The sequence below is a fragment of the Thauera phenolivorans genome (assembly GCF_001696715.1).
GTDB classification, from domain to species: domain Bacteria; phylum Pseudomonadota; class Gammaproteobacteria; order Burkholderiales; family Rhodocyclaceae; genus Thauera; species Thauera phenolivorans.
The window spans coordinates 175,919-186,285 of sequence record NZ_MBFM01000004.1 but is presented as its reverse complement, the minus strand read 5'-3'; the positions used below and the strand labels follow the sequence as shown (position 1 = coordinate 186,285).

Below are 10,367 nucleotides of genomic sequence, written 5' to 3'. Positions count from 1 at the left end.
GGGTGACAAGCTGAATCTTTCGCTGGGCTTCTCTCACCCGGTGGTGCATCAGATGCCCGCCGGTGTGAAGGTTGAGACGCCCACCCAGACCGAAGTCGTGATCAAGGGCATCGACAAGCAACAGGTCGGCCAGGTCGCAGCCGAGGTGCGGGCCTACCGCTCTCCCGAACCCTACAAGGGCAAGGGCGTCCGCTACGCGGACGAGGTGGTGGTGCTCAAGGAAACCAAGAAGAAGTAAGGCGGTTCGTCATGGACAAGAAAGAAACTCGTCTTCGCCGTGCGCGCAAAACTCGCGCCAAGATCGCGGAGCTCAAGGCGGTGCGCCTCACTGTGTTCCGTTCCAACTGCCACATCTACGCCCAGGTGATCTCGGGTTGCGGCTCGCGCGTTCTCGCTGCGGCCTCGACGGTCGAGCCGGATGTGCGCACCCAGGTGGGCAACGGCGGCAACAAGGCTGCGGCCGAAGTGGTCGGCAAGCTGATCGCCGAGCGCGCCAAGGCTGCGGGCATCGAGCAGGTCGCTTTCGATCGCTCCGGTTTCCTGTTCCACGGTCGCGTCAAGGCGCTGGCCGAGGCTGCCCGCGAAGGCGGTCTTAAGTTCTAAGCGAGGATTCGAATGGCTAAGCAGCAAAACAAACGCGCGCAGGCCTCCGAGGAGCGCGACGACGGCCTTCGCGAGAAAATGGTCGCGATCAATCGCGTGACCAAGGTCGTGAAGGGTGGTCGTATTCTCGGTTTCGCCGCGCTGACCGTGGTCGGCGATGGCGACGGCGGCATCGGCATGGGCAAGGGCAAATCGCGCGAAGTGCCGGTTGCGGTGCAGAAGGCGATGGACGAAGCCCGTCGCAAGCTGCGCAAGGTCGCTCTGCGCGACGGTACTCTTCATCACACCGTGATGGGCAAGCATGGCGCTGCGCAAGTGCTGATGCAGCCGGCTCCGGCCGGTACCGGCATCATCGCCGGCGGTCCGATGCGTGCCGTGTTCGAGGTGATGGGCGTGACCGACATCATCTGCAAGTGCATCGGTTCGGCCAACCCGTACAACGTCGTACGCGCCACGATCAACGGTCTGATGGCGATCAACACCCCGTCGGAAGTCGCTGCCAAGCGCGGCAAGTCCGTCGAAGAGATCATGGGGTAAGTGATGTCCGACAAGAAAATCAAGGTTACGCTCGTCAGAAGCACGATCGGCACCAAGCAACAGCACCGCGCCACCGTGCGCGGGCTGGGGCTGCGCCGACTGAACCACACGGTTGAGCTCGCCGACACCCCGGAGGTGCGCGGCATGGTCAACGCGGTCCGCTTCCTCGTTAAGTGTGAGGGTTGATATGCGTCTGAATACCATCAAGCCCGCCGAGGGTTCCAAGCGCGCTGCAAAGCGTGTCGGTCGCGGCATCGGCAGCGGCCTGGGCAAGACCTGCGGCCGCGGCCACAAGGGTCAGAAGTCCCGCGCCGGCGGTTTCCACAAGGTCGGTTTCGAAGGCGGTCAGATGCCGCTCCAGCGCCGTCTGCCGAAGCGCGGCTTCGTGTCGCTGACGGCGGCGCGCAACGTCGAGGTTCGCCTGTCGGAACTCGCCGGCCTCCCGGTCGACGAGATCGATCTGCTGGTGCTCAAGCAGGCCGGCGTGGTCGCCGCCAACGCACTGTCCGCCAAGGTCGTGCTGTCGGGCGAGATCTCGCGCAAGGTCACCCTGCGCGGCGTCGGCGCCACCGCGGGCGCCCGTGCGGCGATCGAAGCGGCCGGCGGTTCGGTCGCGGACGAGTAACAAGGGTAAGACTGTGGCCACTCCTGCTGCCACGCTGGGCAATCCCGGGAAGTTCGGCGACCTGAAAAGGCGCCTGCTGTTCCTGATGGGCGCGCTGATCGTTTATCGACTCGGCGCGCACATCCCGGTCCCCGGGATCGATCCCGAGCGCTTGTCCGAGATGTTCCAGTCGCAGGCCGGCGGGATTCTCGGTGTGTTCAACCTGTTCTCGGGTGGTGCGCTGTCGCGCTTCACGATCTTCGCGCTCGGCATCATGCCGTACATCTCGGCGTCGATCATCATGCAGTTGATGACGGTCGCCGTGCCCTCCCTGGAGGCGCTCAAGAAGGAAGGCGAGGCCGGGCGGCGCAAGATCACGCAGTACACCCGCTACGGCACCCTGGCGCTTGCGCTCGCGCAGTCGCTGGGCATGGCCATCGCACTGGAAGGGCAGTCCGGTCTGGTGCTCGATCCTGGTGTGATGTTCCGTGTGGTGACGGTGTCCACGTTGGTGACGGGCACGATGTTCCTGATGTGGCTGGGCGAGCAGATCACCGAGCGGGGTGTGGGCAACGGCATTTCGATCATCATCTTCGCCGGTATCGTGGCCGGTCTGCCGAGCTCGATCGGCGGGCTGTTCGAACTTGTGCGGACTGGTGCGATGCACCCCTTCACAGCGCTCTTGATCTGCGTGCTGGTCGTGCTGGTGACCGCGTTCGTGGTGTTCGTGGAGCGGGGGCAGCGCAAGATTCTGGTGAATTACGCCAAGCGCCAGGTCGGCAACAAGGTGTATGGGGGTCAGAGTTCCCATCTGCCGCTGAAGCTGAACATGGCGGGCGTCATCCCACCGATCTTTGCCTCGAGCATCATCCTGTTTCCGGCGACGCTGGGGCAGTGGTTCGGTTCTTCGGAAGGGATGTACTGGCTGCGTGACCTGTCGGCCACGCTGTCGCCCGGGCAGCCGATCTATGTGATGTTGTATGCGCTGGCCATCATCTTCTTCTGCTTCTTCTATACCGCGCTGGTCTTCAATGCGCGTGAGACGGCAGACAACCTGAAGAAGAGCGGTGCCTTCGTGCCGGGCATCCGGCCCGGTGACCAGACCGCGCGCTACATCGACAAGATCCTCACTCGGCTGACTCTGGCCGGCGCGGTCTACATCACGCTGGTGTGTCTGCTGCCGGAGTTCCTCATCCTCAAGTGGAACGTGCCGTTCTACTTCGGCGGGACCTCGCTGCTGATCATCGTCGTGGTGACGATGGACTTCATGTCGCAGGTGCAGGCCTACGTGATGTCGCATCAGTACGAAAGCCTTTTGAAGAAAGCGAATTTCAAGGGGGCGGGTCTGCCGATCCGGTAATCGATGTCGAAGGAAGACGTTATCGAGATGCAGGGCGAGGTCACCGAGAACCTCCCCAACGCGACGTTCAGGGTCAGGCTGGAGAACGGCCACATGATCCTCGGCTACATCTCCGGGAAGATGCGCATGCACTACATCCGGATCCTCCCGGGTGACAAGGTCACTGTGCAGCTCACCCCTTACGATTTGAGCAAGGGCCGGATCGTGTTCCGGACCAAGTGAAGAATTAGAGAAACAGGAGCAAGAACATGAGAGTCCAGGCTTCAGTCAAGCGGATCTGCCGCAACTGCAAGATCATTCGCCGCAAGGGCGTGGTGCGCGTCATCTGCACCGATCCGCGGCACAAGCAGCGCCAGGGTTGATTAGATCAACCTTAGCGATTAAAATTTAATGTTTCGCGTTTTGGGGTAGACGGATGGCCCGTATTGCTGGGGTAAACATTCCCAATCACAAGCATGCCGAGATCGCGCTGACCGCCATCTATGGGATCGGCCGTTCGCGTGCTCAGAAGATTTGCGACGCTGCCGGCATCGTGCGCTCGAGGAAGATCAAGGATCTGACCGAGTCCGACATGGAGAAGCTGCGCGACGAAGTCGGTCGCTTCGTCGTCGAAGGCGACCTGCGTCGTGAAGTTACCATGAACATCAAGCGTCTGATGGACCTCGGTTGCTACCGCGGCGTTCGTCATCGCCGCGGCCTGCCGATGCGCGGACAGCGCACCCGCACCAACGCCCGCACCCGCAAGGGACCGCGCAAGGCGATTGCCGGCAAGAAGTGATAGGAACCGATAATGGCTAAGACTGCAACGAAGGTCCGGAAGAAGGTCAAGAAGAACGTCGCCGAAGGTATTGCGCACGTTCACGCTAGCTTCAACAACACCATCATCACCATCACCGACCGCCAGGGCAACGCGCTGTCGTGGGCGACCTCCGGCGGCGCCGGCTTCAAGGGCTCCCGCAAGAGCACGCCGTTCGCCGCCCAGGTGGCTGCGGAGGCGGCTGGCAAGGTGGCGCAGGAATGCGGCGTGAAGAACCTCGAAGTGCGCATCAAGGGCCCCGGTCCTGGCCGCGAATCCGCGGTGCGCGCGCTCAATGCGCTCGGGATCAAGATCTCCACCATCACGGACATCACCCCCATCCCGCACAACGGCTGCCGTCCGCCGAAAAAGCGCCGTATCTGACAAGGAGTTGAAAAGTGGCTCGTAATCTCGATCCCAAGTGCCGTCAGTGCCGTCGCGAAGGCGAAAAGCTGTTTCTGAAGGGCGAAAAGTGTTTTACCGACAAGTGCTCGATCGAGCGCCGCGCCTACGCGCCTGGCCAGCATGGCCAGCGTTCCGGCCAGCGCATGTCGGGTTATGGCGTGCAGCTGCGTGAAAAGCAGAAGATCCGCCGCCTCTACGGCGTCCTCGAGCGCCAGTTCCGCAAGGTCTATGCTGAAGCCGACCGTCGTCGCGGCCAGACCGGCGAAACCCTGCTGCAGCTGCTGGAAGGCCGCCTGGATTCCGTCGCTTACCGCATGGGTTTCGGCGCTTCGCGTGCCGAGTCGCGCCAGGTGGTCCGCCACAACGGCGTGCTGGTCAACGGCAAGCGCGTGAACATCCCCTCGTACATCGTCCGTCCGGGCGACGTGGTCGAGCTGACCGAGCGTGCCCGTGGCCATCTGCGCACCAAGGCTGCGCTGGAAGCGGCCGCCTCGCGTGGTTTCCCCGAATGGCTCGAAGTCGACGCCAAGGCGGGCAAGGGCACGTTCAAGGCCTATCCGGTGCGCGCCGAACTGCCGGCAACGATCAACGAAGGCCTGGTGGTGGAACTCTATTCCCGCTAATCGGGAGTCGTGATTCGCAACCAGTTCTGAGGGAATGCTGATGCAAAGCAATGCACTGCTGAAACCGCGCATCATCGACGTCCAGAGTCTCTCGCCCGTCCAGGCGCGAGTGACGATGGAGCCGTTCGAGCGCGGCTTCGGCCACACGTTGGGGAATGCGCTGCGGCGCATCCTCCTGTCGTCGCTCCCGGGGCACGCTGCGACCGAGGTGACGATCGAAGGCGTGCTGCACGAATACTCGACGCTCGATGGCGTGCGCGAGGACATCGTAGACCTGGTGTTGAACCTGAAGGGCGTGGTGTTCAAGCTTCACAGCCGCAGCGATGCGACCGTGCGCCTGAGCAAGTCCGGCGAGGGCGTGGTCACCGCGGGCGACATCGAGATCGGCCATGACGTCGAGATCGTGAACCCCGAGCACGTGCTCGCTCATATCGCACCGGGCGGCAAGCTCGAGATGGAGATCCGCATCGAGCAGGGGCGTGGCTACGTTCCAGGCAATGCGCGTCCGGCGAATGCGGAGTCGAAGGCGATCGGCCGCGTGGTGCTCGACGCCTCGTTCAGTCCGGTGCGCCGGGTGAGCTATCTGGTCGAGAGCGCTCGTGTGGAACAGCGTACCGACCTCGACCGGCTTGTGTTCGACATCGAGACCAACGGTGCGGTGGATCCGGAGGAGGCGATCCGCTATGCGGCGCGCGTCCTGATGGATCAGCTGTCGGTGTTCGCGGAGCTGGAAGGCACTGCGCCCGAGGCGGGCAAGCCTGCCGAGCCGACGATCGATCCGGTGCTGTTGCGGCCGGTGGACGACCTCGAGCTGACGGTGCGCTCGGCCAACTGCCTCAAGGCCGAGAACATCTACTACATCGGTGACCTGATTCAGCGCACCGAAACCGAGCTGCTGAAGACGCCGAACCTGGGTCGCAAGTCGCTCAACGAGATCAAGGAAGTGTTGGCCTCTCGCGGGCTGACCCTGGGGATGAAACTGGAAAACTGGCCGCCGGCCGGGCTCGAGAAGCTCGGTTGATTGGTGCCGGTCAAGTGAGGAATTGAAATGCGTCACCGCAATGGTCTTCGCAAGCTGAATCGTACCAGCAGCCATCGTCAGGCGATGTTCCGCAATATGGCGAACTCGCTGCTGCGTCACGAAGTGATCAAGACGACCCTGCCGAAGGCGAAGGAACTTCGCCGCGTGGTGGAGCCGATGATCACCCTGGGCAAGAAGCCCAGCCTGGCCAACCGTCGTCTGGCCTTCGACCGCCTGCGTGATCGCGAGATGGTCGTCAAGCTGTTCGACGAGCTCGGCCCGCGCTTCGCCGAGCGCAACGGCGGTTACACCCGCATCCTGAAGTTCGGTTTCCGCGACGGCGACAATGCGCCGATGGCGATCATCGAGCTCGTCGATCGCCCGGAGGCGGTCGAGGCGGAGCAGGAAGCGGCCTGAGGTCGCACGCCGGAGCGGCGGCAAGAAAGGTCGGGGTAACCCGGCCTTTTTTTTCGTTCGCGTGCCGTGTGCAACATCTGTGAGGAAGGGAATGGCGAGGGTACTGGTCACCGGCGGCGCCGGCTATATCGGATCGCACACCTGCGTCGAGCTGCTCGCCGCCGGGTTCGAGGTGGTGGTGGTGGACGACCTGTCGAATTCGTCGGTGCGCGCACTCGAGCGCGTAGAGGCGCTCGCGGGGCGCAAGCTCGCCGGCTTCGTCGAGGCCGACGTGCGCGATCGTGCAGCGCTCGATGCGCTGTTCCAGGCGCATGCGATCGACGCGGTGATCCACTTTGCCGCCAAGAAGGCGGTGGGCGAGTCGGTTCGCGAACCGCTGGACTACTACGACAACAACCTCGGCGGGCTGTTCACCCTGTTGCAGGCGATGGATGCGGCCAGGGTGCGGAAGCTGGTCTTCAGTTCGTCGGCAACGGTCTATGGGGATCCGGCGTCGGTGCCGATCGGCGAGGGGTTCCCGACTTCGGCCACGAATCCCTACGGCCGCACCAAGCTCATGGGAGAGGAGATCCTGCGCGACCTCGGAGCGGCGGACGGGCGCTGGCGTGTCGTGCTGCTGCGCTACTTCAATCCGGTGGGCGCGCATCCGAGCGGGCTCATCGGGGAGGATCCGGGCGGGATTCCGAACAACCTGATGCCGTACGTGAGTCAGGTGGCGGTCGGCCGGCTCGCGGCCCTGCAGGTGTTCGGTGCCGATTATCCGACTCCGGACGGCACCGGGGTGCGCGACTACATCCACGTCGTCGACCTCGCGCGCGGTCATCTGCGCGCACTCGAGCGTATCGACGCGCTCGATGGCGTCACCACCCTCAATCTCGGTACCGGCCGTGGTTGCAGCGTGCTCGAGGTGGTGCGCGCCTTCGAGGCCGCGTCGGGCCGGCAGGTGCCGTACCGTATCGTGGCGCGGCGACCGGGCGACGTCGCCGAGTGCTGGGCCGACCCCTCGCTCGCCGAGCGCGTCCTCGGCTGGCAGGCGGAGTACGGGCTGGCGCGGATGTGCGAGGATGCCTGGCGCTGGCAAAGCGCGAATCCGGAGGGCTACCCGAAGGACTGAGTGCCTGAGCGTCCCGCGAGTGCGCTGACGAGATAGCGGCCGGTGTGGCTGGCGGGGCAGGTCGCCACCATCTCCGGCGGTCCGCTGCAGACGATCGTGCCGCCGCCTCCGCCACCTTCGGGGCCGAGGTCGACGATCCAGTCGGCGGTCTTGATCACGTCGAGGTTGTGCTCGATCACGACGATGGTGTTGCCATGCTCGCACAGCCGCTGCAGCACCGCGAGCAGCATCTCGATGTCCTGGAAGTGCAGGCCGGTGGTCGGCTCGTCGAGCACGTAGAGCGTGCGCCCGGTGTCACGCTTCGAGAGCTCGAGGGCGAGCTTCACCCGCTGCGCCTCGCCGCCCGACAGCGTGGTGGCACTCTGGCCGAGGCGGATGTAGCCGAGGCCGACGTCGGCGAGCGTCTGCAGCTTGCGCGCCACCGCCGGCACCGGGCGGAAGAACTCCAGTGCCTGCTCCACCGTCATGTCCAGCACCTCGTAGATGGTGCGGCCCTTGTAGCGGATCTCGAGCGTTTCGCGGTTGTAGCGCTTGCCGTGGCAGAGATCGCAAGGCACGTACATGTCGGGCAGGAAGTGCATCTCGACCTTGATCAAGCCGTCGCCCTGGCAGGCTTCGCATCGCCCGCCCTTGACGTTGAACGAGAAGCGGCCCGGGCCGTAGCCGCGTGCGCGCGCCTCGGGCACGCCGGCGAAGAGATCGCGGATGGGCGTCATCAGCCCGGTGTAGGTCGCGGGGTTGGAGCGCGGGGTGCGCCCGATCGGCGACTGGTCGACGCTGATGATCTTGTCGAGGTGCTCGAGGCCGGCGATCGCGTCGTGCGGTGCCGGTTCGGTGCTCGCGCCGTTCAGGCGCTGCGCGGCGAGCGCGGCCAGGGTGTCGTTGATCAGGGTCGACTTGCCCGACCCGGAGACCCCGGTGATGCAGGTGAACAGGCCCACCGGCAGTTCGAGGGTGACGTCCTTCAGGTTGTTGCCGCGCGCCCCGCTGAGCCGCACGATGCGCTCGGGATCGGGGGCGCGCCGCTTCGCCGGCAGCGCGATCGCGCGCCGGCCGGACAGGTAGGCGGCGGTGAGCGAGGCCTCGTTGGCGAAGACTTCGGCCGGCGTACCACAGGCGACCACCTCGCCGCCGTGTTCGCCCGCGCCGGGACCCATGTCGACCAGGTAGTCGGCGCTGCGGATCGCGTCCTCGTCATGCTCGACCACGATCACCGTGTTGCCCAGGTCGCGCAGGCGACCGAGGGTCGCGAGCAGGCGGTCGTTGTCGCGCTGGTGCAGGCCGATCGAGGGCTCGTCGAGTACGTACATGACGCCGGTGAGGCCGGAGCCGATCTGGCTGGCCAGGCGGATGCGCTGCGCCTCGCCGCCCGAGAGGGTGTCGGCGGAGCGGTCGAGCGACAGGTAGTCGAGGCCGACGTCGATCAGGAAGCTGACGCGTTGCGCGATCTCGCCGATGATCTTCTCCGCCACCTGGGCGCGCTGGCCGGCGAGGCGCAGGCCGTCGAAAAAGGCCTTGCAGGCGCCGAGCGGGAGGTGGCTCACCTCGTGCAGCGGGCGCTCGCCGATCAGCACGTGGCGCGCCTCGGCGCGCAGGCGGGTGCCGCCGCAGGCGGGGCAGGCACAGGAGGCGCGGTACTTGGCGAGTTCCTCGCGCACCGCGATCGAGTCGGTCTCGCGATAGCGTCGCTCGAGGTTCGGGATGATGCCCTCGAAGGGATGCTCCTTCTTCACCATGCGTCCGCCGTCGCTCGGGTAGCGGAAGGCGATCTTCTGCCTGCCCGAGCCGTGCAGCACCACGTGGAGGATCTCCGCCGGCAGCCCGGCGACGGGGGTCTCGAGGTCGAAGCCGTAGTGCGCCGCGAGGCTGGCGAGCATCTGGAAATAGAACTGGTTGCGCCGGTCCCAGCCGCGGATCGCACCGGCGGCGAGCGAGAGCTCGGGGTGGGCGACGACCCGCGCCGGATCGAAGAAGTCGACCTGGCCGAGGCCGTCGCACTTCGGGCAGGCGCCGGCCGGGTTGTTGAACGAGAACAGGCGCGGCTCGAGCTCGCCGAGCGCGAAGCTGCAGACCGGGCAGGCGAAGCGCGCGGAAAACAGATGGGCGCGGCCGGCGTCCATCTCGTAGGCGATCGCCCGGCCGTCGGCGTGGTTGAGCGCGGTCTCGAAGGATTCGGCGATGCGGCCGCGCAGGTCGGCGCGCACCCTGAAGCGGTCGATGACCACCTCGACGTCGTGGCGCCGTCCCTTCTCGAGCGGCGGCAGGGCGTCGAGCTCATGCACCTCGCCATCGACCCGGACGCGCACGAAGCCCTGGGCGCGGAGCTCGGCGAAGAGGTCGCCCTGTTCGCCCTTTCGCCCCGCCACGATCGGCGCGAGGATCATCACCCGGCTTTCCGGTTCGAGGGCGAGCACGTGGTCGACCATCTGCGCCACGCTCTGCGCCTCGAGCGCCTGCTCGGGATGCTCGGGGCAGTGCGGCGTGCCGGCGCGCGCGTAGAGCAGGCGCAGGTAGTCGTGGATCTCGGTGACCGTGCCCACGGTGGAGCGCGGATTGTGGCTGGTCGCCTTCTGTTCGATCGAAATCGCCGGTGACAGGCCCTCGATCAGGTCGACGTCGGGCTTCTCCATCAACTGCAGGAACTGGCGCGCGTAGGCCGACAGCGACTCGACGTAGCGGCGCTGGCCCTCGGCATAGAGGGTGTCGAAAGCGAGCGAGGACTTGCCCGAGCCCGACAGCCCGGTGATCACGGTCAGACGATTGCGCGGAAGATCGAGGCTGACGTTCTTCAGGTTGTGGGTGCGGGCACCGCGAATGCGAATTTCGTCCATGAGCGGCTCGGCCAGACTGGAACCCATCACTATAAGAGGGAAGGGCCGGGCGGGCC

The 10,367-nt window shown here is 65.5% G+C and carries 15 protein-coding genes; 14 read left to right on the top strand and 1 reads right to left on the bottom strand.

All coding sequences use genetic code 11. The features are described from left to right. The 14 genes from BB334_RS10780 to galE all read left to right on the top strand — a co-directional run. A partial coding sequence (locus BB334_RS10780; protein WP_068808919.1) for a 50S ribosomal protein L6 occupies positions 1 to 238 on the top strand: 238 nt, incomplete at its 5' end. 11 nt (positions 239 to 249) lie between these two features. Further along, positions 250 to 603 carry a 50S ribosomal protein L18 gene (rplR, locus tag BB334_RS10775; RefSeq protein ID WP_068808405.1) on the top strand — a complete coding sequence of 118 codons (354 nt, stop codon included), beginning with the start codon at positions 250 to 252 and terminating at the stop codon, positions 601 to 603. 12 nt (positions 604 to 615) lie between these two features. Continuing rightward, complete coding sequence (gene rpsE / locus BB334_RS10770) at positions 616 to 1,140, top strand: 30S ribosomal protein S5 (protein WP_068808402.1); 525 nt, start codon at positions 616 to 618, stop codon at positions 1,138 to 1,140. Between the two features lie 3 nt (positions 1,141 to 1,143). Beyond that, positions 1,144 to 1,326, top strand: coding sequence for a 50S ribosomal protein L30 (gene rpmD / locus BB334_RS10765; RefSeq protein WP_068808399.1), 183 nt, complete (start codon positions 1,144 to 1,146; stop codon positions 1,324 to 1,326). A gap of 1 nt (position 1,327) precedes the next feature. Beyond that, positions 1,328 to 1,765: a 50S ribosomal protein L15 gene (rplO, locus tag BB334_RS10760; RefSeq protein ID WP_068808396.1), complete on the top strand. Its 438-nt coding sequence runs from the start codon at positions 1,328 to 1,330 to the stop codon at positions 1,763 to 1,765. 13 nt (positions 1,766 to 1,778) lie between these two features. After that, on the top strand, positions 1,779 to 3,104 hold the full coding sequence (gene secY, locus BB334_RS10755) for a preprotein translocase subunit SecY (RefSeq protein WP_068808393.1): 1,326 nt from the start codon (positions 1,779 to 1,781) through the stop codon (positions 3,102 to 3,104). A 3-nt stretch (positions 3,105 to 3,107) separates the two neighbouring features. Continuing rightward, positions 3,108 to 3,326, top strand: a complete 219-nt coding sequence (gene infA / locus BB334_RS10750) for a translation initiation factor IF-1 (protein ID WP_068808390.1) — start codon at positions 3,108 to 3,110, stop codon at positions 3,324 to 3,326. 26 nt (positions 3,327 to 3,352) lie between these two features. Beyond that, on the top strand, positions 3,353 to 3,466 hold the full coding sequence (rpmJ, locus tag BB334_RS17610) for a 50S ribosomal protein L36 (RefSeq protein WP_011767118.1): 114 nt from the start codon (positions 3,353 to 3,355) through the stop codon (positions 3,464 to 3,466). A gap of 53 nt (positions 3,467 to 3,519) precedes the next feature. Then, entirely contained in the window at positions 3,520 to 3,882 is a 363-nt protein-coding gene (gene rpsM, locus BB334_RS10745; RefSeq protein WP_068808387.1) for a 30S ribosomal protein S13, read from the top strand. Positions 3,883 to 3,894: 12 nt separating this feature from the next. Beyond that, positions 3,895 to 4,284 (top strand): 30S ribosomal protein S11, encoded by a 390-nt coding sequence (rpsK, locus tag BB334_RS10740; RefSeq protein ID WP_068808386.1) that lies wholly within the window; start codon positions 3,895 to 3,897, stop codon positions 4,282 to 4,284. A gap of 14 nt (positions 4,285 to 4,298) precedes the next feature. Next, entirely contained in the window at positions 4,299 to 4,928 is a 630-nt protein-coding gene (gene rpsD / locus BB334_RS10735) for a 30S ribosomal protein S4 (protein ID WP_068808384.1), read from the top strand. Between the two features lie 40 nt (positions 4,929 to 4,968). Beyond that, entirely contained in the window at positions 4,969 to 5,949 is a 981-nt protein-coding gene (locus tag BB334_RS10730; protein ID WP_068808918.1) for a DNA-directed RNA polymerase subunit alpha, read from the top strand. 27 nt (positions 5,950 to 5,976) lie between these two features. Beyond that, positions 5,977 to 6,366: a 50S ribosomal protein L17 gene (gene rplQ / locus BB334_RS10725; protein WP_068808382.1), complete on the top strand. Its 390-nt coding sequence runs from the start codon at positions 5,977 to 5,979 to the stop codon at positions 6,364 to 6,366. Positions 6,367 to 6,457: 91 nt separating this feature from the next. Further along, the gene (galE, locus tag BB334_RS10720; RefSeq protein ID WP_068808380.1) at positions 6,458 to 7,480 is read left to right on the top strand and encodes a UDP-glucose 4-epimerase GalE; all 1,023 of its coding nucleotides are present in this window, start codon (positions 6,458 to 6,460) and stop codon (positions 7,478 to 7,480) included. Here galE and uvrA read toward each other — a convergent pair. Beyond that, positions 7,465 to 10,311, bottom strand: a complete 2,847-nt coding sequence (gene uvrA / locus BB334_RS10715; protein WP_068808917.1) for an excinuclease ABC subunit UvrA — start codon at positions 10,309 to 10,311, stop codon at positions 7,465 to 7,467. The two genes, galE and uvrA, sit on opposite strands and share 16 nt — an antisense overlap. Positions 10,312 to 10,367 lie beyond the last annotated feature (56 nt).

Excerpts from the sequence above, each read along its gene's own strand:
- rplR (WP_068808405.1), top strand. The coding sequence starts at position 250 with ATGGACAAGAAAGAAACTCGTCTTCGCCGTGCGCGCAAAACTCGCGCC.
- rpsE (WP_068808402.1), top strand. The coding sequence starts at position 616 with ATGGCTAAGCAGCAAAACAAACGCGCGCAGGCCTCCGAGGAGCGCGAC.
- rpmD (WP_068808399.1), top strand. The coding sequence starts at position 1,144 with ATGTCCGACAAGAAAATCAAGGTTACGCTCGTCAGAAGCACGATCGGC.
- rplO (WP_068808396.1), top strand. The coding sequence starts at position 1,328 with ATGCGTCTGAATACCATCAAGCCCGCCGAGGGTTCCAAGCGCGCTGCA.
- infA (WP_068808390.1), top strand. The coding sequence starts at position 3,108 with ATGTCGAAGGAAGACGTTATCGAGATGCAGGGCGAGGTCACCGAGAAC.
- rpmJ (WP_011767118.1), top strand. The coding sequence starts at position 3,353 with ATGAGAGTCCAGGCTTCAGTCAAGCGGATCTGCCGCAACTGCAAGATC.
- rpsM (WP_068808387.1), top strand. The coding sequence starts at position 3,520 with ATGGCCCGTATTGCTGGGGTAAACATTCCCAATCACAAGCATGCCGAG.
- rpsK (WP_068808386.1), top strand. The coding sequence starts at position 3,895 with ATGGCTAAGACTGCAACGAAGGTCCGGAAGAAGGTCAAGAAGAACGTC.
- BB334_RS10730 (WP_068808918.1), top strand. The coding sequence starts at position 4,969 with ATGCAAAGCAATGCACTGCTGAAACCGCGCATCATCGACGTCCAGAGT.
- rplQ (WP_068808382.1), top strand. The coding sequence starts at position 5,977 with ATGCGTCACCGCAATGGTCTTCGCAAGCTGAATCGTACCAGCAGCCAT.
- galE (WP_068808380.1), top strand. The coding sequence starts at position 6,458 with ATGGCGAGGGTACTGGTCACCGGCGGCGCCGGCTATATCGGATCGCAC.
- uvrA (WP_068808917.1), bottom strand. The coding sequence starts at position 10,311 with ATGGACGAAATTCGCATTCGCGGTGCCCGCACCCACAACCTGAAGAAC.